The organism is Virgibacillus sp. Bac332, from assembly GCF_003667785.1.
GTDB classification, from domain to species: Bacteria; Bacillota; Bacilli; order Bacillales; family Amphibacillaceae; genus Virgibacillus; species Virgibacillus salarius.
Genome location: NZ_CP033046.1, coordinates 4,298,441 through 4,321,703, shown reverse-complemented (window position 1 = coordinate 4,321,703; position 23,263 = coordinate 4,298,441). Strand labels below are relative to the sequence as shown.

The following is a 23,263-nucleotide window of genomic DNA, read 5'->3' as shown; positions in this document are numbered from 1 at the left end:
AGTTATGCAATCTAATTTAAAGTTAAAGGGTTTGTTGGTAATTACTTTACTTCCAGCCCTTTTACTTTATTCTTTTTTTGTTATTATTCCAATATTTTGGTCATCCTACTACGGGTTTTTTGAATGGTCTGGATTAGGGGATGCCACGTATATTGGCTTGCAAAACTATATTGATGTGATGCAAAGCCCTGTATTTTGGCGTTCTCTCAAGAATAATCTGATAATTGTTGCCGCATCTGTTTTTGGCCAAGTACCGATTGCATTAGCTTTAGCGTTAATGCTTCGTAAAAGTAACTGGTTTCAAATATTTGTACGGTCAGCTGTTTTTTTACCAATGGTTATCTCCACAGTAGTAGTAGGTCTGATTTGGGGATATATTTATGATCCAGAAATAGGTGTTATTAATACCGTATTACGTGCCGTTGGTTTAGAGTCGTGGACAAAAGCTTGGCTAGCAGATCCTTCTGTAAATATGTATGCAGTTGCTGTTCCTATCATTTGGAATTATATTGGACCCTATTTAATTATTTTTATTGCAGCTATTCAGAATATACCTTCTGAGATGGAGGAGGCTGCTATGATTGACGGAGCATCTGGATGGAAAAAACTGATCTACATTATCTTACCCAATATGTGGACAACAATTAAAGTAGCTGTCGTCTTGTGTATTTCAGGTAGTTTAAAGGCATTCGATCAAGTATTTGTCATGACAGGTGGTGGACCAGCAGAATCCACAGAAATATTAGCAACGTATATGTATAATAATACATTCCTTGTGTACCGCTACGGATACGGTTCTGCAGTAAGTACGATGATAATTCTATTAAGCCTTATCTTAATTGGTATAAGTCAGGTGTTAATGAAGAGAAAGAATGAGGGGATGACTATTCGATGAAATTCCATCTTTTTAAAGGAATAAGAATTTTATTTTTAGCAGTTTTTTCCTTAATGATGATTTACCCTTTATATTGGCTAATCACTAGTGCTTTCAAGACAAACAAAGAATTTTTTGCCCGACCTCACTCTTTTCCTACCAATTTCTCCTTTGAAAACTTTACGAGAGCTTGGGAAGTTGCTGATTTAGGAACAGCAATGATGAATTCAACTATTGTTACAATTACTGCAACGGCATTAACTGTTTTTCTTGGCGCACTAACTGCCTATGTTTTATCCAGATTCACGTTCAAATTAAAAGCATTTTTAATGGTTTTCTTTTTACTGGGAATGTTAATACCTATTCATAGTACGCTAGTCCCGTTGTTTACTATGATGGATCAAATAGGATTACTGGATACGTATTGGGCATTAATTTTGCCGTATACTGCCTTTGAATTACCTATTGCCATCTTTTTAACAGTTGCATACATGAGTTCAATACCAAAGGAATTAGAGGAGGCAGCTGTTATCGATGGAAACGGTTATTGGGGGGTTTTCTTTCGAATTATGCTTCCTTTGAGTGTTCCTGCACTTTCAACCGTAGCTATTCTATCGTTTTTAAGATATTGGAATGAATTTGTTTTTGCTCTAGTATTTATTAATGATAGTACATTAAAAACATTGCCATTAAGCTTATCCATTTTTTCAGATGGATTCAGTACGGATTATGCATTGACAATGGCCGCAATGACAATTTCAGTCATCCCTACAATTGTCATGTATCTCATTTTCCAAGAGCAAATTATGAAAGGAATGGTTGCTGGATCAGTAAAAGGTTAGATATAGAATGGTGGTGTTAGATGTGAATATCATGATAGAAAGGTATGCTTTATTTATACAAAAATTATACTGGTTTGCGTATTTACAGCTATTATGGCTTTTATTTACTACTTGTGGGTTAATCATTTTTGGAATATTTCCTGCTACCTATGCATTATTCTCTGTATGGAAGATGCAAAACAATGTTTCAACTGGGGAAGTGTTTCGATCATTTCGTAACGAGTATTTTTCTTCATTTATTCTTTTAAATAAAGCGGGACTGATTTGGCAAGCCATGTTGGTAATAATAAGTTCTAACCTTTTGATTGTGGATAGGGAATATAGTCTTGTAAAGCTGGCAGTGCTTGGAATGTTAGGATTAATCACTTTAAGTATTATTCATTTCTTTCAATATGCAGATCTGGAACGACAAGCGATTCTACAAATAAAACGGTCGTTTTCTCTTCTGTTTTTACATCCAAGAGAAAATGTAATTTATATGATGATTTTTATAGGGATGATAGTAACAATTCGTTTCCTCCCAGGACTTTCTTTCTTTTTTGGAATCAGCTTCCCCGTTTATTTAACCGTAAAGCTAGGTAAAGTTAAATCAAGTATAGTGTAATAAGACGTATGCTACGCTTAAATACATTGCTTTTTTGTTGTCTAGGAAATTATAACATTTGCCCATGTGGTTAAATAGGGGCGTGTTGAGCCATGTCTAGCTCCAGTGCCCAGAAACGAGGTAACTTCACAATCGCCCTAATCTAAGTCATGACGACTCGCAAGCTCACTGTGATTCCTTTATCTCCGTTGACTCGCTCCAGTCGCTACGTTTCTAATCGAGCGCTTCTTTTGTTCCTAAAGCTGAATCGTTGAACATGAGAAGGAAGTATACTTTTATACAAAGAGAGCTGTCTTTCGGGGCAGCTCCATTTTCATATGGCTGCCTTTTTATTGGGGATGTATATTAATCTTGTAGTTGTTTACATTAAAATTAGCTTCGGTTATTAATACGAATTTTGGGATGTGGTGGAAATCGATAATCATGTTGTATCAATACCTAAACCTGTCATATTATTAAATATTGATTCATTAATGCCTCAGCCATTAGAAATTGCCATGCAGACTGGACGTGCACCAGCTTTAAAATTTTTAATGGAGCAAGGTCGTTATATTGCTAATATGGTAACATCGTTTCCGACCATGTCAGTAACCATTGATAGCAGCCTTTTAACCGGAACATATGCAGATAAGCATCATATTCCAGGTTTGAATTGGTTTGATGCGGAACAGAATCAATTTGTCAACTATGGTACAGGGTTTAGAGAAACGTTTCGTATGGGAATGAAAAAGTCCATTCATCATATGCTTTATAATTTAAATAATGTACATTTGAGTGAAAAGGTCTCAACTATTTATGAAGAATTAGCTCGAATCGGTTTATCTTCAGCGTCTATCAATTCTTTTGTGTATCGAGGAAATAAATTACAGCAATTAAAAATCCCAAAATTTCTTCGTACATTCACTTATTTTGAGGATGGAAAATGGACCATGAAAGTACCTTCAATCTTTTCATTAGGACTCTTTTCGAAACTTCGCCCTGTGGGGTTCACAGCACAACTAGCAGCTGGAAATTATAAATATATGGCACGAGAGCTTCGGTACCTTATTCATAAACAGAAACTTCCAGCATTTACTTTTTGTATATTTCAAGATATGGATGCGCGTATTCATTTTAAAGGACCTATGGATATAAAAGGTATTATTAAAATTGATCGTCAAATTCAAAAAATGTTGAATATGTTTGATAGTTGGGAAGAAGCAGTAAATAGCAATATTTGGATGATTATTGGAGATAATGGTCATTCCGCAACAGGAACGAAGTACCGTGACTATATTATTGATTTGCGTAAGCTTTTAAATAACTATCGAATAGTTCGAATTCAACGTGCAGTTCATAAAAAAGATGAACTAGCGATTTGTGTTAACCAGCGAATGGCTTATGTATATATGTTGGATCATGTAAACATCGGGACAATTGTTGAAAAACTTAAACACGATAAGCGAATTGATATCATTGCATGGAAGGAAAATGATTGTATTCGTGTGGAATCTGGGATGAAAGAAGGGACATTATACTTTAGACCTAATGGGAAATATGTAGATGAGTTTAATCAATCATGGTGGATAGTAGGAAATCATGAATTATTGGATTTGAAATGGATAGAAAATCATATCGTTTATAATGATTTTCCAGATGCATTAGCTCGATTGCATGGGGCTTTATATTCTCATCCTGGACAATTCCTTGTTGTAAATGCAAAACCAGGATGTGAATTTAAAGCTCAGTCTACTCCTTTTCACTTAAGCGGAGCTGCTCATGGATCCTTACATAAGCAGGAGTCAATTGTCCCCTTAATAATAGCTGGGACGAATGAACAGCCCATTACACCGCGGATAATAGATCTAAAGGAATTTATATTTAGGGTTATTCAAGAACAATTAAATGAATAAAATACCAATTCGTTCTGTAGATTTCACCAAAAAATTCCGTTTATAATATTTCTTTATAGCTACAAAATAAGTAGGAGAAATTTTATGGAGTGGAAAGAATATGACAATGAGAAGCTATCTATTAGGTGTCTGGGACAGTATTGATCCAATTTATTTTGCTTGTTCCCGATTATCCTATATATCAGATAATAATCAGCGTAGAACGATGCTTCGGGTTCGGCTCACTAGATATAAAGGTGGAAAAGTCGTGCTCGAAGATGGAACAGTTCTACGAAAAAATGACTTATTACTAAAGATTCACCTTCACAATGTAAAACTAATAAAGGAATTAAATGCATTTCCTAATGATATTAAACGTGCAGTATTTATTTATCACAGTATTAAACAAGCCATGCCAAACTTAGCAATGTATGTTCATGCACACCCAAAAGCAGCGGATATAAAGGCAGTTATAGGAATCACAAGTTTGTATCGAGGAGCAGAACGATTGGGGTTTGAAAAAAGCGCATTAAAAAATAGATTTTATCGTTACTTTAAAAGGATAACTTTAATGCCAATTAATATGTTGACAACAAAAAAAGATGCTGAGCCTGTTTATCTATTCATGTCAAAAAACAAGATAATGGATAAATACTATCTTGAGGGTTAACACAATATTGTTTTTTTGAAATTAAGGACGGGGCTAAAAACATGGATAAACCTAAACAATCAGATGCGTTATTTCTACCTTTTCTGCAAATGCCAAGTGGCCATCATCATGTTGCAGATACGCTCATAACGGATTTATTACATTATAATAATAACAAGCGAACGAACAAAGTTGAATTATTATCTTATAGTTATGGGAGTTTAGAAAAGATAGTAACCTCAACGTATATTAGCTGGATAAAACGATTTCCAGGCGTATATGATCGACTATATACATTACTTGCCTGTAGAAATATGTCGAAAAGGAAAAGGCACCGCCATTATGAATTACTATTCCGCCCTTTTTTAAACAAACTTGTGAAAGAGGAAAATCCAGAAATTGTCTTTTTAACCCATGCCCTGCCTTCGAGTATCGTAAGTGTCCTAAAACAAGAAAATAAGCTACAAGCAGTTACGGTTAATGCGTATACAGATTTTTTTGTGAATCGATTATGGGGGATAAAAGGTATTGATTATCATTTCGTACCTACCGCCTCTGTAAAGAAATTCTTACTTAAATTAGGTGTGAAAGCAGAGCGTATATTTATCACTGGGATACCCGTTCATCCTGTATTTCGAGAGGAATTTTCTTTAAAGGAGAAAAAACAAGCATTACTCATTACAGGCGGAAGTTTAGGGAGTTGTGGTATGGATGAACTATTATCAGATAAGCATTTGCCGAAAAAGATGCATCTCTATGTACTTTGTGGAACGAACGAACAATTGTATCAAACGTTAAGCAAGCAAAATAATTCAAATATTACACCTATCCCTTATATCGAATCTAAAGCGCAGATGAACAAATTGTATAATGAGGTTGACGCTGTTTTAACAAAGCCAGGCGGTGTAACAATTAGTGAATGCTTGATGAAACGGAAGCCAATTTTTGTTTATCATGCTTTACCAGGTCAGGAACAAATCAATTTGCAGGAGCTCATACAGCTTGGATTGGTAAATCCTATCGACTTAAATAAAGAACCATTGGAGGAACAAATAAATCAATTTTTTCTGGATACGCAAAAGAAAAATCGGTATACAGAAAATGTAAATCGATATCATCAAAATTTATCGACGCAATCAATTGGAGCACTTATTCAACAAGTGATGAATCAAAGTCAATAGCCAAATAAAGGCTGTTGACTTTTTTATAAGTTAAGAAAGTATAAAATCAGTGCAATGACTGCGTTAAGCGAAGTAGTTATTTTGAAATGTTTGATGTATATTGGCAATGCTCCGACTAATTACTTCGCTTTCCGTGGGCACGGCCTCAACTAACTTTGCAAAGAAGAACACGTTGCAAAGTGGATTTTCGGCTCGCGCAATTCCCGCAGGAGTCTACGTAATTAGTCTCTGCTATGAGAAGGTGCAACAATTCTTGTCATAAGTAATAGGTTGACTTTTTTTACAATGGGTAAAGTGAAAATCGCTATCCGTGAGTATAAAAGCAGCTGTGTTACTTCATGCTAGCGTTGTAGAGCCTGATAATAGCGAAGGCCGGCCACTTCAACTCCTGTGGGAAATGTTTGACCTAAAGATCCACTTTTTTGAGCGGGTTTTGCTAAAAAAGTTAGCTGAAGGACAAACCCCACGGAAAGGGAAGTGGGCAGCCGGAGTGGTGGTCAAGTAGTAGCTATTATTCCATAATAGCTACTAGAGGAAGCGTAAATCTGAGCATGTAGTGATAAGGACTGAGCGAATTTTGCTCAGTTTTTTTAATAGTCTTGGAATTTATAAAATTTTACCATGAGGAGGAAGAAGTATCTCTATTACGAAAACATAGCAGCAAGATGGCAATTGATTTAATCTTATCCAACTTGGTTCTAAATTGGCAAATAAGGGTATGCTAGAAACAAATGGAAAAACAAAAAAGTCGAATATTTGTTCGTTTTTGTGTTAAAATGTCTAGCAAATGTGATAAAATAATTGTAGTCATAGATGATCGGAGGAAGTTCTAGTGAAAAATACGTTTGATCTTGTATCAAAGTACGAACCACGTGGTGATCAGCCTAAAGCAATTAAGGAGATTGTTGAGAGAGTGAAGGCTGGCCAACGTCATCAAACATTATTGGGGGCGACAGGTACGGGGAAAACATTTACCGTGTCAAATGTAGTACAAGAAATTAATCGTCCCACATTAGTAATTGCACATAATAAAACGTTAGCTGGACAACTATATAGTGAATTTAAAGAGTTCTTTCCAAATAATGCAGTTGAATATTTTGTTAGCTATTATGATTATTATCAACCAGAAGCTTATGTTCCTTCTACAGATACATTTATTGAAAAAGATGCAAGTATTAATGATGAAATTGATAAGCTTCGACACTCAGCGACATCTGCTCTTTTTGAACGAAATGATGTTTTAATCGTTGCTAGTGTTTCATGTATTTATGGTTTAGGTTCTCCAGAAGAATATGAGAGTCAGGTGCTTTCCATTCGAGTAGGAATGGAAAAAGATCGTGATCAGCTGCTACGTGAACTTGTTGACATTCAATATGCAAGGAATGATATAAATTTTCAGCGTGGTACATTTCGAGTGCGCGGCGATTCTGTCGAGGTCATACCTGCATCGAAGGAAGAGCACTGTATTCGTGTTGAATTCTTTGGAGATGAAATTGACCGGATTCGGGAAGTTGATGCATTGACTGGAGAAATTATCGGTGATCGAGAGCATATTGCTATATTTCCGGCTTCTCACTTCGTAACAAGAGAAGAAAAAATGAAGCTTGCGATCAAAAATATCGAACAGGAGTTAGCAGAACGTTTAGAGGAATTACGAGAGCAGGATAAGCTCTTAGAAGCACAGCGATTAGAGCAACGTACTCGATATGATTTGGAAATGATGAATGAAATGGGATTTTGCTCTGGAATTGAGAATTATTCTAGACATCTAACGCTTCGAGAAAGCGGAGCAACTCCGTATACGTTGCTTGATTTCTTTCCCGATGACTTTCTAGTAGTAGTTGATGAATCACATGTTACATTGCCGCAGATTAGAGGAATGTACAACGGAGACCAAGCCAGAAAACAAGTACTGGTTGATCATGGATTTCGTTTACCTTCAGCGTTGGATAACCGCCCATTAAAGTTTACAGAATTTGAGAAAGCTACTAATCAGTTGGTCTATGTATCTGCTACCCCAGGACCTTATGAAGAGGAACATTCACCTGATATGACAGAACAGATCATTAGGCCGACTGGATTATTAGATCCAAAAGTAGATGTTCGACCGATAGATGGTCAGATTGATGATTTAATTGGAGAAATCAATAAACGAACAAGTAAAAATGAGCGTGTCCTCGTAACAACGTTGACGAAAAAAATGTCGGAGGATCTTACAGATTATTTGAAGGAACTGGGAATCAAGGTTGCTTATCTACATTCGGAAATCAAAACGTTGGAACGAATTGAAGTAATTAGAGATTTAAGAGTTGGGAAATATGATGTTCTTGTCGGTATAAACTTATTACGTGAGGGTCTTGATATACCGGAAGTATCCTTAGTCACTATTTTAGATGCAGATAAGGAAGGGTTCTTACGTTCGGAACGATCATTAATTCAAACGATGGGACGGGCTGCACGTAATGAAAATGGCATGGTTATTATGTATGCCGATAAAATAACGAAATCGATGCAAATTGCCATAGATGAAACAAATCGCAGACGTGAAAAACAGATGGCATATAATAAAGAGCATAATATTATACCTAAGACCATTAAGAAGGATGTCCGAGAAGTAATTCGTGCCACGGTTGTTGCAGAGGACCACCAACCTAAATATGATGGAAAAGCGAAAAGTATTAGCAAGTTAGCATCAGAGGATAAAGAGCAAGTCATTGAGCAGATGGAAAAAGAAATGAAGGACGCTGCGAAAGCACTGGATTTCGAAAAAGCAGCTGAACTTCGTGATATTATACTTGAACTTAAAGCAGGAAGGTGAAATTAATGCCAAGTAAATCAATTAAAATTCAGGGTGCCAGAGCACATAATTTGAAAAATGTGGATGTAGAAATTCCCAAAAATAAATTGGTTGTTTTGACAGGATTATCTGGTTCTGGTAAGTCCTCTTTAGCTTTTGATACGATCTATGCAGAAGGTCAACGACGATATGTAGAATCTCTTTCTGCCTACGCAAGACAATTTCTTGGACAAATGGATAAGCCTGATGTTGATGCAATTGACGGATTGTCACCCGCTATATCCATTGATCAAAAAACTACAAGTAAAAATCCGAGGTCTACAGTTGGTACAGTAACAGAAATATATGACTATTTACGGTTATTATATGCACGTATTGGTCATCCTACTTGTCCTAAGCATGGCGTTGAAATATCTTCACAAACGGTCCAACAAATGGTAGATCGAATTATGGAATATCCAGAACGGACGAAAATGCAACTACTTGCACCTGTCGTATCTGGAAGGAAGGGTGAACACGTTAAGGTATTTGAAAGGTTGAAGCAGGAAGGATATGTTCGCATTCGTGTTGACAAAGAAATGCGTGAAGTTACGGAAGAGATTAAATTAGAAAAAAACAAGAAGCATTCGATCGAAGTAGTTGTTGATCGAGTTGTGGTAAAAGCTGGTATAGAAGGACGTTTAAGTGATTCAATAGAAACGGCCCTCTCTTTAGGGGAAGGTAAGCTTATTGTTGATATCATTGGTGATAAAGAATTGACCTTCAGTGAAAACCATGCATGTCCTATTTGTGGTTTTTCCATCGATGAATTAGAGCCGAGATTATTTTCTTTCAATAGCCCTTTTGGAGCCTGTTCTACCTGTGATGGCTTAGGGACAAAATTGGAAGTAGATATGGATTTAGTTATTCCTGACTGGGAAAAGTCATTAAACGAACACGCAATTGCGCCGTGGGAGCCAATCAGTTCACAATATTATCCACAGCTTTTAAAGAGTGTCTGTGAACACTTTGAGATTGATATGGATAAGCCTGTGAACGATATCCCCAAAGATAAAATGGATAAAATTCTTTATGGTAGCGGGAAGGAAAAGATTCATTTCCACTATGTAAATGATTTTGGCAGTGTGCGCGATAGTCATATTGTCTTCGAGGGCGTATTAAACAATGTTAGTAGGCGCTATCGAGAAACATCCTCTGACTATATACGTGAAACTTTAGAAAAATATATGGCGCAGAAGAAATGTCCGAAGTGTAAAGGTTATCGGTTAAAGGAAAGCGCATTAGCTGTGTTGGTTAATGGGTTGCATATCAGTAAAGTTACAGAATTCTCTATTATGGAGGCAAAGAAATTTTTCGATACATTAGATCTATCGGAAAAAGAAAAACAGATTGCTAGCATGATTTTAAAAGAAATAGATAATCGATTAGAATTTTTAAATAATGTTGGACTTGATTATTTAACACTATCTCGTTCTGCCGGAACACTTTCAGGAGGAGAAGCACAGCGTATTAGACTAGCTACACAAATTGGTTCAGCTCTAACAGGTGTGCTCTACGTATTAGATGAACCTTCGATAGGTCTACACCAACGTGATAATGACCGCTTAATTGATACTTTAAAGCGGATGCGTGACTTAGATAATACACTCATCGTTGTTGAACATGATGAAGATACTATGCTAGCAGCGGATTGGCTTATTGATATTGGCCCAGGAGCAGGTGAACATGGAGGGCAAATTGTTGCTAGCGATAGGCCGGAAAATGTCATGAAAAATAAGCAATCACTAACAGGTCAATATCTAGCGGGTCATAAGTTTATCCCGCTACCAGTAAAAAGAAGGAAGAAAGATAAGCGTGTTATCGAAGTAGTAGGGGCAGAGGAAAATAATTTGAAGAAAGTTTCTACGAAAATTCCAATCGGGTTAATGACGGTTGTGACCGGAGTTTCCGGATCTGGGAAAAGTACGTTAGTAAATGAAATTATCTATAAGTCGCTAGCAAAAGAACTGTATAGTGGAAAGCATAAACCAGGTAAGCATAAGAAAGTAAAAGGAATGGAATATATAGATAAAGTAATTGATATCGATCAATCACCTATCGGTCGTACACCACGATCCAACCCTGCTACGTATACAGGTGTGTTTGATGATATCCGTGATGTATATGCTCAAACGAATGAAGCAAAGGTACGTGGCTATAAAAAAGGAAGGTTTAGTTTTAATGTAAAGGGTGGGCGCTGTGAAGCTTGCCGTGGAGATGGGATTATAAAGATTGAGATGCATTTTCTTCCGGATGTTTACGTTCCATGTGAAGTATGTAAAGGTAGTCGCTATAACAGAGAAACATTGGAAGTAAAATATAAAGGAAAAAATATCTCAGAGGTGCTTGGTTTAACAATCGAGGAGGCCTTAGAATTTTTTGCAAATATCCCTAAAATAAAACGCAAGCTACAAACCATTTATGATGTTGGGCTTGGCTATGTAAGACTTGGGCAACCGGCAACGACCTTATCAGGTGGGGAAGCTCAACGTGTGAAGTTAGCAAGTGAATTGCATCGTAGATCAAATGGTAAATCGTTTTATATTTTAGATGAACCAACAACTGGTTTGCATGTTGATGATATTAATCGCTTATTAAGTGTTTTGCAACGACTTGTCGATAATGGTGATAGTGTTTTAATCATTGAACACAACCTTGACGTTATTAAATCTGCTGATCATATCATTGATCTTGGACCTGAGGGTGGAGATCGCGGTGGACAGATCATTGCAACAGGTACCCCAGAACAAATCGCAGAAGCAGAAGCATCCTATACTGGAAAATACTTAAAGCCAGTATTAGAACGTGACATGAAGCGGATGGACAATGCAATAGAAGTAAAGGAAAAAGTAGCTACAAAATAATTGGAAGAGGCTGTGGCAGAACTTAATTGCATATTAACGAATGAACGATTCATTATAATAATAAAATGAAGCAGACTTTAGCATGGTCAATATGCGTAAATGGAAGAGAGCTTTTCTGCATGCGATGTATCGTTGGCGAAGTCATCCTTGTCCTTGCGGGAACAGCACGGTCCGAAGACCTCTTAGAAAGCTCTTTGTGCTTTCTGAGAGGCTATGGGCGGTGCCCATGGAAAGCGAAGCATTTTGAGAGCGATGAAGGAACTACCTATCTTTAAAAAAGTAACCCGAATGTTATCTGAAAGATTTGAGATAAAATTCGGGCTTTTATATGAAATGAAGCATTAGAGTCGGTTTAATTTTTTGACGCCATGCGGTTGTTTCGATAAGCTAAAAGAAGAAGTTGATTGGGAGGAAACTGATATGAAACCAATTGAAGTAGAGAGTGTACAACAATGCTTAGACGATTTTACAAATAAACAGGTCTACATACATGTGGAAACTACAAATGGAGCGTACGCTAGCCATTTTGATGATAAAGCATATAATGTTGGGGCTTATGTGCGGAATGCGCAGGTTACATTTAATCAAGCGAAGATCGTTGGTGATGGCAATGCGTATCGAGTCGGCTTAAAGACCGAGTTCGGCTGGATTTATGCAGAAGGATTAACAGACTGGGTAATTCATGAAGGATCAAAATTATTACTAGCTGGTCATGATCGGGAAGGTAGATTAATGGTTGCGCTTCAGATTAGTGAAACACCGTTTAATAATTAAAAAGACAAAAGAAGGGGATAGGTGATCAACTTGGAAAAACATGTTGTTGTTATATTACCGCATCCAGATGATGAATCATTTGGTGCTGCAGGATCAATTTCACATTTTCGAAGTCAAGGAATACCTGTAACATATTTATGTGGGACCTTAGGGCAGATGGGCAGAAATATGGGATCACCCACTTTCGCAAATAGAGAGACATTACCATTAATTCGAAAGCAAGAGCTTAAAAACGCATGTAAGGTTCTTGATATGGACCTAAAAATGCTAGGTTATCGTGATAAGACCATTGAATTTGAAGATCAAATGGAAATTGCACAGCATTTAAAAGGCATATTAGAAGAGATAAAGCCAAGTTTAGTTATTACACATTATCCTAATTATGCTGTTCACCCAGACCATAACGCACTTGGGGCAGCGGCAATTAAAGCTGTTGAACTGATGGATGAGCGACCAACTGTATGGGCGCAGGCATTTGCACGTGGATTTAAAAAGGAACTCGGAGAACCAGATGTTATTAATGATGTTTCCGCCTATTTTGAGAAAAAAATGGATGCCATTCTTTGTCATGACTCTCAAGCTGGAGGCATTATTGGTCCGCTGAAAAATTATAAGGAACTTGGTGAGGAAGTACTACAAGAAGCGAAGGAACGGTTTGGTACAGAGGAATTTTTTACTTGGCAGTTTTCAGTATGATGAATGATTGGATAGCGAATGGAATACGATGATAATCAAAAGGAGGTAATCCCATGAAAAAGCTATATCGTTCCAATACGAAACGTATGGTAGCTGGTGTTTTTGGTGGACTATCTGATTATTTTAATATAGATGCAACGATTCTAAGACTTGTATTTGTTGTATGTTTGATTTTTAGTCTATTTAGTTTTGCGTTCGTATATTTAGCGGCTGCCTTAATTATTCCTACTGAAAGGGAGAACTATTAATTATGCTACGCTGGATTGTGTCTATCATTTTAAATGCAGTTGCCCTGATTGCTGTTGCACAATTATTTGATTCCTTTCACTTGGACGGATTTGGTACGGCATTGCTTGCAAGTTTGATCTTAGCTGTTTTAAACGTAATTGTTAAGCCGATACTCATATTATTTACTTTGCCGATAACCATTCTCTCCTTAGGATTATTTCTATTTATCATTAATGCTGTAACATTAATGATTACACAGGCATTAATGGATGCTTCTTTTGTTATCGACGGATTTGGTACAGCGGTTTTAGCTGCTATCATACTATCTATCATTAATTTACTTTTGAATAGTGTAGTAAAAGACTCAATTAGATAACAGGATCGCAGGTGATAGATAGCCTGCGATTTTTCATGTGTAAAATTGTTCGTAGTGTTCAATCTGATTGCCATAGGAGTTAGGCGATAGCAAATCTTATAAAGAATATGCTACAATGAAGAAAACTTTTGCCTAAAGGTTATCCGACATTATTTCATGTATTAGGTAAGGAGCATTTCTCAACGAAACTTAATTTAATATATATGTCCAAGCCGTTTAGATAAATATTCTTATCTCACGTAAAACGAATTACGAGTGATTTGCCAGCTGAAAATTTTGATCTTCTTGTTAGAATAAATTTTAAGTGCGATAGACAGAGGCAGATAAGGAGAACGGTGTCTCACAGGATTTTATGGCGCGTGGAAAGCCGATATCTTGTTGAATACGTGTCCATATTGTTTATTGAGATATTCTTTAGCAGGAAAGTATCCAACTAAATAACATGGAGTCTATGTTTTGAATGGCAACAATAAGGAGGATAAATACATGTCAACCGTTCGGACGAAGGATTTATTAGAGAATTTCAATCTGACCCTTGTCGCAGGTGAGGACGGACTACATAGAGAGATTACTACAAGTGATATCTCACGACCTGGAATAGAAATGACAGGGTACTTTAAATACTATCCAAAAGAAAGACTACAGTTAATCGGCAGGACGGAAATGGCGTATTTCTTAGATTTAACAGATCAAGAAAAAGTCGAAAGAGTTGGCCAACTCTGTACAGATGTTACTCCAGGAATAGTGGTAACAAGAAATATGGACATACCACAAGTGATGATCGATGCTGCTAATGAATCAGGTGTGCCTATCTTGCATTCACCGCGAAAAACGACACGAGTGATTAGTAGGCTAACAAATTATTTAGAAGCGAAATTTGCCCCGTTTACTGCAATTCATGGGGTGTTGGTAGATATTTATGGAGTTGGTGTGCTGATTACTGGTCAAAGTGGAGTAGGTAAAAGTGAAACAGCACTAGAACTAGTGAAAAGAGGGCATCGCTTAGTAGCCGATGATAGTGTCGAAATACGTCAAGAGGATTATGACAGTCTTATCGGTAACGCTCCACCTTTAATAGAGCACTTACTAGAGATTAGAGGCCTTGGAATAATTAATGTAATGACATTATTTGGAGCGGGATCTGTTAGAAGCTATAAAAAGATTTCATTAATCATTAATTTAGAAATTTGGGATCAAAAGAAACAATACGATCGTTTAGGTCTTGATGAAGATAAAATGAAGATAATGGAAGTTGAATTACCAAAGGCAACCATACCAGTACGTCCTGGAAGAAATTTGGCTGTCATTATTGAGGTAGCGGCTATGAACTTCCGTTTAAAACGTATGGGTGTTAATGCGGCAGAAGAGTTTTCGGAGCGGTTAACAAATATGATTGATCAAGAAAATAGCTAGGAGGAAAATAAGATGAGTTGTAATGCACCAGCACTTGACCGTGTATTTTTACATATAGGATCATTACCGATATATTGGTATGGCGTGATTATAGCAGCGGGAGCCTTTCTAGGCTTATTTTTAGCTACTCGAGAGGCTGACCGCTTAGGTATGAAAAAGGATATCATGGTTGATTTAGTGGTATTTGCCATCCCTATTGCTATTATTTCTGCACGAATATATTACGTTATTTTTGAATGGGATCGTTATGCAGGTGGTCCATGGAGTGATGTCTTTGCTATTTGGGAAGGTGGTATCGCAATCCATGGTGCTCTAATAGGTTCTATTATAACAGCGATTATCTATGCACGTGTTAAACAAGTATCATTTTGGCAATTAGCAGATATTGCCGCACCAAGTATAATTCTAGGGCAAGCAATCGGCCGCTGGGGAAACTTTATGAATCAGGAAGCACATGGCGGAGAGATAGCAGAATCAACATATAATAGCTTTCATCAATACTTGCCTGATTTTATTATGAACCAGATGTGTATAGATGGGGTTATGTACCATCCGACGTTCTTATATGAGTCGTTCTGGAATATTCTTGTGTTTGTATTTCTACTTATATTGCGTAAATTTAACCCTATTCGTGGAGAATTATTCTTAAGCTATGCCATTACGTACTCGATTGGACGCTATTTCATAGAAGGAATGCGGACAGATAGTCTTTATGTCTTGGGATCACTACGTCAGGCACAGGTTATCTCAATTGTCATTATTGTTGTAGCGTTACTATTAATCATTTATCGCCGAAAAACGATTAATACCCGGTATAATGAGGTGGAACATAAGGGGAAAGTGGTAAAAAACACGTATCAAAAGAAAAAAAATAAGAAGAAGAAATAAAATAACATCTAGTTATAAAGAGGCGTTAGAATCGTAGCTAAATGTATACTATTTTAAGGAATTAAAGTTTCATATGAAAGAGGGAATATGGAATGAAGGGGATTTTACTTCGAGGAATGCAGCAGGGATTAAATACATCATGGACATTAGGAAAAGTTATTTTTCCTGTTACGTTAATCGTTACGATTTTACAATTCACGCCCGTTTTACCATGGATTATAAAGCAACTTACTCCTCTAATGGGATGGTTAGGGTTGTCTGGGGAAGCTGCTGTACCACTTGTTTTAGGAAATGCGCTGAATCTTTATGCGGGTATAGCAGCGATTGTTTCATTTGATTTTACGGTTAAAGAAGTATTTATTATGGCGATTATGTTATCATTTTCCCATAATTTATTTATTGAATCTGCCGTTGCCTCTAGGGTAGGTGTTAATTGGTGGTTGATCTCAGGAATTAGAATAGGGTTGGCGCTTTTCGCTGCGATTATCATTAACTTCCTGTGGAATGGCGGGGCGGAACAAGCAGCATATGGATTCATTTCTTCGGCAAATCCTGAATTAACAGGTTGGGGAGAGATTATTCTACATGGTCTGCAAACAGCTATTGTGGCCATTGCTCAGCTAGCTATGATTGTGATACCACTCATGATAGTTATGCAATTTTTACGTGAAAAAGGATGGTTGAATTATCTGTCTACTAAATTTGCTCCGTTTACAAGGGTTCTTGGAATGAAAGAGAATACCTCAATGACCATGGTAGCTGGGCTGACAATAGGTTTAGCATATGGTGCTGGTGTGATGATTCAGGCTGTGAAAGAGGATGGCGTTGAAAAAAAAGATATGATTCTAGCACTCATCTTTCTTGTTTCCTGTCACGCAGTAGTTGAGGATACGGTCGTATTTATCCCATTGGGAATCCCAGTATGGCCACTACTAGTTATTCGACTCATTACAGCAATTTTATTAACAATGGCAATTTCATTCATTTGGAACAGCATAGATAAGAACAAAAGAAGGAAGGAAACCACTAATGAGCATTCGTACAATACTTTTTGATTTAGATGGGACACTAATCGATACAAATGAATTAATTATTGCGTCATTTATTCATACATTTAATGCTTATCATTTAGAATATTCGCGTGAGGAAATTATAGAATTTAATGGACCTCCGTTGGTTGATACATTTACCAAGATTGATGCAAGACGAGCAGATAGTATGGTTGAAACCTATCGTGAGCATAATTTAAAAGAACATGATAATTATGTAAAACCGTTTCCGCATGTAGTTGATACTGTAAAAAAGCTACAGGAGAATGGGATTGAAATGGCGATTGTGACAACAAAGATGAGAAAAGGGGTAAATAAGGGGCTTTCATTAACAGGGCTGGATAACTATTTTGAAACAGTTATTACTATAGATGATGTGATGCATCCAAAACCGCATGCAGAACCTGTGTTAAAAGCAATGGAAGCATTGCAAGCCGATCCCAAGAGGACATTGATGGTTGGTGATAATTATCATGACATTGAAGCGGGGAAAAATGCTGGGGTACAAACAGCAGGTGTTGCTTGGACCTTTAAAGGTAAACAACGTTTACTGGAATATAAACCGACATATATGCTAGATGATATACGTGATTTACTGCAAATTACTGGAGTGTAGCCAATGCGAAAAACAAAGCGTTACCCTGTGCAGAATATGAATGCATTATGGCAAATTTATAATACAGTACCTTTTTGGAAGGTAATGAAAAATTTTATTGTGATTCAGATAGCAAGGTATACACCTATTTTGCCAATGAAAAATTGGTTGTATCGCAAGCTTTTACGGATGGAAGTTGGAGAGTATACAGCATTCGCTTTGATGGTAATGCCGGATATTATGTTTCCAGAAAAAATTAAAGTGGGAAAAAATAGTGTTATTGGCTATAATACAACCATTTTGGCACATGAATATTTAATAAAGGAATATCGTATTGGAACGGTAACGATTGGTGATGAAGTAATGATTGGAGCGAATTCAACGATATTACCAGGTGTAACGATTGGTGATCATGCGATTGTCTCTGCTGGCACGTTGGTACATAAGGATGTACCAGCTGGATCTTTTGTTGGTGGAAACCCGATGCAAGTGAAGTATACAAAAGATCAAGTTAAAGAAAGGGAAGAAAAATTGAAGCTAGAGTAGGTGATTGAATTGAACATACCAACTGGTATTTTACCTGCGATCCGAAAAATGAAAGATTTTGATAAGGCTTTGGATACCCCTCATGAATCCATAGTTATTCTAGAAACTAGATTGGCGCAGATAAAAAGTTTAGTGGACTATTCTAAGCGCGCAAAAAAAAATATATTGGTACACTTCGATCTTATTCAAGGATTAAAGTCGGATGATTATGGTATGGAGTTTTTGTTAAGAGAAATTAAGCCAGACGGTATCTTATCAACTCGAGCAAATGTTATTAGTATGGCGAAAAAGCATCAATTGTTAGCAATCCAACGTGTGTTTTTATTAGATAGCTTAGCCCTAGAGCAAAATATAAAAGTAATTAATCGAGTACAACCAGATTGTATCGAGGTATTGCCTGGACTTATTCCATCAATGGTGCATCAGATCCATGCCAAAACGGAATTGCCAGTAATCGCTGGAGGATTAATTACCAACGAGGAAGAAGTTAAAGCTGCTTTACAAGCTGGTGCTGTTGCTGTTTCAACATCAAATACAGATCTTTGGAAGATGATGTAATTTATTTCATGGTTGTTCGCTGATATAATAGATATAGTTTAAAATTGGCTAGGTAATCGTTAATGTAGATTGACGAGTGCCTAGTTTTTTATCTTTGTGAAAATGTACGCTTAAAGAATCTATTAATAACTTTCTGGAATTGTGGAATACCAAAATATCAACTTTTTTAATGGAGGTATTTTAGTATGTCTGCATTTTTTGGAGAGTTAATTGGTACCATGATTCTAATTATTTTCGGCGGGGGAGTAGTAGCTGGGGTCAATCTGAAGCACACATTATCTGAAGGATCAGGTTGGGTTCTAGTCTCCATAGCTTGGGGTCTTGGCGTTACCATGGGTGTTTACGCAGTAGGTAATATTACTGGAGCCCATATTAACCCAGCTGTTACACTAGGTTTTGCTGCAATTGGTGAATTTCCTTGGGCGCAGGTTCCGTTATATATTTCAGCACAAATGCTAGGTGGCTTTATTGGTGCGATTATCGTTTTTTTTCATTATTTACCACATTGGAAAGAAACGAAAGATCAAGCTACAAAGCTAGGTGTGTTTTCTACCGGACCTGCTATTCCTAATACGCTAGCAAATTTAATTAGTGAAATTATAGGTACGTTTATACTAGTAATGGGTTTATTGTTTATTGGTGCGAATACATTTACAGAAGGATTGAATCCACTAATTGTAGGGTTGCTCATTATTGCTATTGGTATGTCTCTTGGTGGAACGACAGGATATGCGATTAATCCAGCTAGAGATCTAGGCCCAAGAGTGGCTCATTGGATTTTGCCAATTCCTGGGAAAGGATACTCTAATTGGAGCTATGCTTGGATTCCGGTAGCTGGCCCGGCAATTGGTGGTATTTATGGTGGACTTTTTTATGAGGCAATTTTTAAATCTCATGCTACAATAGTATTTTGGGTTTTTACTGCTGGTGTTTTACTATTGTTTATTACTGCATTAGGTAATGAACTAAAAAAGGCTTAATAATTACTAAATAAACGTATGACGGTTTTTTGGGGAGGAATAGAAATTGGAAAGATATATATTAGCACTTGATCAGGGGACAACCAGTTCACGTGCAATTATTTTTAATCATGCTGGTGAGATTGTTGCAACGGGACAAAAGGAATTTGAACAATATTTTTCAAAACCAGGCTGGGTAGAGCATGATGCCAATGAAATATGGACTTCTATACTTGCTTGTATCTCTGATGCACTTCGTAAGGCAGATTTAGAGCCATTTGATTTAGCTGGTATAGGTATAACAAATCAAAGAGAAACAACAGTTGTATGGGATAAAAACACTGGCAAACCTATTTATAAGGCGATTGTTTGGCAATCTAGACAAACTAAGGATATTTGCGATCAGCTTAAAAATGAAGGTTATAATGATGTCTTTCGGGCAAAAACAGGTTTATTAATTGATCCTTATTTCGCAGGGACAAAAGTGAAATGGATATTAGATCATGTCGATGGTGCAAGAGAAAAAGCAAATAATGGAGATCTTTTATTTGGTACGATTGATACATGGCTAGTCTATAAATTAACTGGTGGGAAACGCCATATTACGGACTATTCTAATGCATCTCGAACCCTCATGTATAATATTTATGATCTGAAATGGGATGAAGAATTATTAGAAATTTTAGGAGTACCGAAATCCATGCTGCCAGAGGTAAGGCAGTCTTCAGAGGTGTATGGTACTACGGTGGATTATCACTTTTTTGGACATGAGGTTCCAATTGCTGGAATTGCAGGAGATCAGCAGGCGGCCTTGTTCGGACAGGCTTGTTTTGAAAAAGGAATGGCAAAGAACACATATGGTACAGGATGTTTTATGCTAATGAATACAGGAGAACAAGGAATGCAATCAAAACATGGTCTCCTTACTACACTTGCTTGGGGAGTCGACGGTAAGGTAGAGTATGCATTAGAAGGAAGTATCTTTGTTGCGGGATCAGCAATCCAATGGCTGCGAGATGGCTTAGAATTAATCGAAAACTTGTCAGATACTGAATCACTTGCTCACGCTGTTTCTTCTACAGAAGGTGTATACGTAGTCCCTGCATTTGTTGGATTGGGAACGCCATATTGGGATAGTGATGTCAAAGGTTCTATATTTGGCTTAACGAGAGGAGCTACAAAAGAACACTTTGTACGAGCTACTTTAGAAGCATTAGCGTATCAAACAAAAGATGTTGTCGATGTTATGGAACAGGAAGCTGGTATGAAAGTGAAAAAATTCCGAGTTGATGGTGGAGTTGTCCAAAACAATTTTTTAATGCAATTTCAAAGCGATATGCTTGATGTTGCTGTAGAACGTCCAGTGGTTAATGAGACGACGGCATTGGGAGCTGCTTATTTAGCGGGTCTTGCTGTTGGCTTTTGGGAAAACAAGGAAGAGATTGCTCAGCAATGGAAAGTAAATCGAACCTTTAATCCTACAATCATAAAAGAAGAAAGAACCAAATTATATACGGGATGGAAACAAGCAATAAAAGCAGCACAAGCTTTTAAGTAAAGTACTATACGAAATAAATGAATTATGCTATACTATAAGTAAGTTAATAGTGTGGACGGAGAATTGGAGAAGCCGCAAGCAACTAATGTAAGAATTGCATTAGTTTGTTTTGCGGCTTTATTTTTTATGTATTAGGAATTTTTTCCGTCTGCGTATACATGACTATCCAGAAATATGGGTATTGATATGTATAGACATTACTAGAAACGGGGAGTGAATAATAGTGAGTAATTTTTCTAGTCACGAACGCAATCAGCGATTAACAAAGATGGAAAATACAGAGTTAGATTTACTAGTTATTGGTGGTGGAATTACAGGATCAGGTATTGCTTTAGATGCTGTAACTAGAGGATTAACAACAGGGCTAGTAGAAATGCAGGACTTTGCAGCTGGAACCTCCAGTAGATCAACGAAATTAGTACATGGTGGACTACGTTACTTAAAACAATTTGAAGTAAAGATGGTTGCAGAAGTTGGAAAGGAAAGGGCCATCGTTTATGAAAATGGTCCACACGTAACCACACCTGAATGGATGATGCTACCATTCCATAAAGGTGGCACATTTGGTCCATTTACTACTAATATTGGATTACGCGTCTATGACTTTCTAGCAGGAGTTAAAAAAGGGGAACGCCGGAAGATGTTTAACCCAGAAGTAGCGCTAGAGAAGGAGCCTCTTGTTAAGAAGGAAAATTTAAGAGGCGCGGGTTATTATGTTGAATACAAAACAGATGATGCGCGACTTACCATTGAAGTATTAAAAAAAGCCGTGCAAAAAGGAGTACTTGCGGCAAACTATACTAAAGTGGTTGAATTTATTTACAATGATAAAAACCGCGTAAAAGGTGTTGTCGTAGAAGATCAGATCAGTGGAGAACAGTATCGCATTTTTGCTAAAAAAATTATTAATGCAGGTGGACCGTGGGTCGATAATTTAAGAGAAAAAGATGGATCGAAAAAAGGCAAAGCATTACACTTAACAAAAGGGATTCATTTGGTGTTCCCGAAAGAAGTCTTTCCTTTACAGCAAGCGATTTATTTTGATACACCTGATGGACGGATGATTTTCGCTATTCCTAGAGAAAACATCACCTATGTAGGGACAACGGATACTAGTTATAAAGGAGACATCGCTAATCCCAAAATGACAGTCGAGGATCGTGACTATCTAATTGATGCGATTCATTATATGTTCCCTTCCTTAAACATTACAGCGGATCATGTCGAATCAAGTTGGGCTGGTTTACGTCCGTTGATTGCAGAAGAGGGGACAGAAAATCCAAGTGAGATTTCACGGAAAGATGAAATTTTTGTTTCTGATTCTGGTTTAATATCCATGGCTGGAGGTAAATTAACTGGATATCGAAAAATGGCAGAACAAGCTGTTAATACAGTAACAAAACAGCTTCAAGAAGAAGAAGGTATCATGTATTCGAAATCAGATACAGTACATTTACCAATCGCAGGAGGAGAAGTTGGCGGTTCTAAAGGCTTCAAAAAGTATTTAGAGAGAAAAACCGTAGAAGCTGTAGCAGAAGGTTTAGATGAAGCAACTGCTATTTATTTAATTAAGAAGTATGGTGCTAACTTTGATGTTATTTTTGAGTTATATCAAACGAAGCAGGAGGAAGCGAAACAAGCAGAAATTGATCCAGTCGTTTTCGCTCAATTACTTTATGCGATGGAATATGAAGCTGCTTATAAACCAGTTGACTTCTTTATTAGACGTACAGGTGCGCTCTTCTTTGAAATAGAGTGGGTAAAATCACATCAGGAAAAAGTGATTGACTACATGGCACGAACGTTAAATTGGACAGATGATCAAAAAGAAATGTTTACAGAGGAACTACAGCAGCTGCTATATGATGCTGTTCACCCTGTAGCAGAATAAGGTAATAAATA

22 protein-coding genes are annotated in these 23,263 nt (G+C 37.0%); all 22 read left to right on the top strand.

Annotation, left to right across the window (positions count from 1 at the left end; genetic code table 11):
• The first annotated feature begins 4 nt into the window (after positions 1–4).
• The 22 genes from D9782_RS21200 (at position 5) to D9782_RS21095 (ending at position 23,252) form a co-directional block, all read left to right on the top strand.
• Positions 5–895: a carbohydrate ABC transporter permease gene (locus D9782_RS21200; RefSeq protein ID WP_121605670.1), complete on the top strand. Its 891-nt coding sequence runs from the start codon at positions 5–7 to the stop codon at positions 893–895.
• On the top strand, positions 892–1,716 hold the full coding sequence (locus D9782_RS21195; RefSeq protein WP_121605669.1) for a carbohydrate ABC transporter permease: 825 nt from the start codon (positions 892–894) through the stop codon (positions 1,714–1,716). The genes D9782_RS21200 and D9782_RS21195 overlap by 4 nt, the downstream gene beginning before the upstream one ends.
• A gap of 7 nt (positions 1,717–1,723) precedes the next feature.
• Positions 1,724–2,320 carry a DUF624 domain-containing protein gene (locus D9782_RS21190; protein ID WP_080668601.1) on the top strand — a complete coding sequence of 199 codons (597 nt, stop codon included), beginning with the start codon at positions 1,724–1,726 and terminating at the stop codon, positions 2,318–2,320.
• Positions 2,321–2,727: 407 nt separating this feature from the next.
• Positions 2,728–4,212 carry an alkaline phosphatase family protein gene (locus D9782_RS21185; RefSeq protein WP_240455767.1) on the top strand — a complete coding sequence of 495 codons (1,485 nt, stop codon included), beginning with the start codon at positions 2,728–2,730 and terminating at the stop codon, positions 4,210–4,212.
• 100 nt (positions 4,213–4,312) lie between these two features.
• Positions 4,313–4,861, top strand: coding sequence for a YkoP family protein (locus tag D9782_RS21180; RefSeq protein WP_228089009.1), 549 nt, complete (start codon positions 4,313–4,315; stop codon positions 4,859–4,861).
• A 41-nt stretch (positions 4,862–4,902) separates the two neighbouring features.
• A complete protein-coding gene (locus tag D9782_RS21175) occupies positions 4,903–6,021 on the top strand; it encodes an MGDG synthase family glycosyltransferase (RefSeq protein WP_121605668.1) in 1,119 nt (372 codons plus the stop codon).
• A 310-nt stretch (positions 6,022–6,331) separates the two neighbouring features.
• Positions 6,332–6,526 carry a hypothetical protein gene (locus D9782_RS21170; RefSeq protein ID WP_121604059.1) on the top strand — a complete coding sequence of 65 codons (195 nt, stop codon included), beginning with the start codon at positions 6,332–6,334 and terminating at the stop codon, positions 6,524–6,526.
• Between the two features lie 327 nt (positions 6,527–6,853).
• On the top strand, positions 6,854–8,839 hold the full coding sequence (gene uvrB / locus D9782_RS21165; protein ID WP_121605667.1) for an excinuclease ABC subunit UvrB: 1,986 nt from the start codon (positions 6,854–6,856) through the stop codon (positions 8,837–8,839).
• 5 nt (positions 8,840–8,844) lie between these two features.
• Positions 8,845–11,721, top strand: coding sequence for an excinuclease ABC subunit UvrA (gene uvrA / locus D9782_RS21160; RefSeq protein ID WP_121605666.1), 2,877 nt, complete (start codon positions 8,845–8,847; stop codon positions 11,719–11,721).
• A gap of 420 nt (positions 11,722–12,141) precedes the next feature.
• Positions 12,142–12,495, top strand: a complete 354-nt coding sequence (locus D9782_RS21155; protein ID WP_026681675.1) for a YojF family protein — start codon at positions 12,142–12,144, stop codon at positions 12,493–12,495.
• Between the two features lie 30 nt (positions 12,496–12,525).
• Positions 12,526–13,191 (top strand): bacillithiol biosynthesis deacetylase BshB2, encoded by a 666-nt coding sequence (gene bshB2 / locus D9782_RS21150; protein ID WP_121605936.1) that lies wholly within the window; start codon positions 12,526–12,528, stop codon positions 13,189–13,191.
• A gap of 53 nt (positions 13,192–13,244) precedes the next feature.
• On the top strand, positions 13,245–13,439 hold the full coding sequence (locus D9782_RS21145) for a PspC domain-containing protein (RefSeq protein WP_026681673.1): 195 nt from the start codon (positions 13,245–13,247) through the stop codon (positions 13,437–13,439).
• Positions 13,439–13,795: a phage holin family protein gene (locus D9782_RS21140; protein ID WP_026681672.1), complete on the top strand. Its 357-nt coding sequence runs from the start codon at positions 13,439–13,441 to the stop codon at positions 13,793–13,795. Before D9782_RS21145 ends, D9782_RS21140 begins: the two co-directional genes overlap by 1 nt.
• 486 nt (positions 13,796–14,281) lie before the next feature.
• A complete protein-coding gene (gene hprK, locus D9782_RS21135; RefSeq protein WP_026681671.1) occupies positions 14,282–15,208 on the top strand; it encodes an HPr(Ser) kinase/phosphatase in 927 nt (308 codons plus the stop codon).
• A gap of 12 nt (positions 15,209–15,220) precedes the next feature.
• Positions 15,221–16,096: a prolipoprotein diacylglyceryl transferase gene (lgt, locus tag D9782_RS21130; RefSeq protein WP_121605665.1), complete on the top strand. Its 876-nt coding sequence runs from the start codon at positions 15,221–15,223 to the stop codon at positions 16,094–16,096.
• 92 nt (positions 16,097–16,188) lie between these two features.
• Positions 16,189–17,151, top strand: a complete 963-nt coding sequence (locus D9782_RS21125; RefSeq protein WP_121605664.1) for a nucleoside recognition domain-containing protein — start codon at positions 16,189–16,191, stop codon at positions 17,149–17,151.
• Positions 17,126–17,761 carry a pyrophosphatase PpaX gene (gene ppaX, locus D9782_RS21120; protein WP_121605663.1) on the top strand — a complete coding sequence of 212 codons (636 nt, stop codon included), beginning with the start codon at positions 17,126–17,128 and terminating at the stop codon, positions 17,759–17,761. The genes D9782_RS21125 and ppaX overlap by 26 nt, the downstream gene beginning before the upstream one ends.
• Before the next feature lie 3 nt (positions 17,762–17,764).
• The gene (locus D9782_RS21115) at positions 17,765–18,286 is read left to right on the top strand and encodes an acyltransferase (RefSeq protein ID WP_026681667.1); all 522 of its coding nucleotides are present in this window, start codon (positions 17,765–17,767) and stop codon (positions 18,284–18,286) included.
• A gap of 48 nt (positions 18,287–18,334) precedes the next feature.
• On the top strand, positions 18,335–18,844 hold the full coding sequence (locus tag D9782_RS21110) for a glycerol-3-phosphate responsive antiterminator (RefSeq protein WP_240455868.1): 510 nt from the start codon (positions 18,335–18,337) through the stop codon (positions 18,842–18,844).
• A 185-nt stretch (positions 18,845–19,029) separates the two neighbouring features.
• The gene (locus tag D9782_RS21105; RefSeq protein WP_121605662.1) at positions 19,030–19,824 is read left to right on the top strand and encodes an MIP/aquaporin family protein; all 795 of its coding nucleotides are present in this window, start codon (positions 19,030–19,032) and stop codon (positions 19,822–19,824) included.
• A gap of 46 nt (positions 19,825–19,870) precedes the next feature.
• Positions 19,871–21,361 carry a glycerol kinase GlpK gene (gene glpK, locus D9782_RS21100; protein ID WP_121605661.1) on the top strand — a complete coding sequence of 497 codons (1,491 nt, stop codon included), beginning with the start codon at positions 19,871–19,873 and terminating at the stop codon, positions 21,359–21,361.
• A 223-nt stretch (positions 21,362–21,584) separates the two neighbouring features.
• Entirely contained in the window at positions 21,585–23,252 is a 1,668-nt protein-coding gene (locus D9782_RS21095) for a glycerol-3-phosphate dehydrogenase/oxidase (protein ID WP_121605660.1), read from the top strand.
• Positions 23,253–23,263 lie beyond the last annotated feature (11 nt).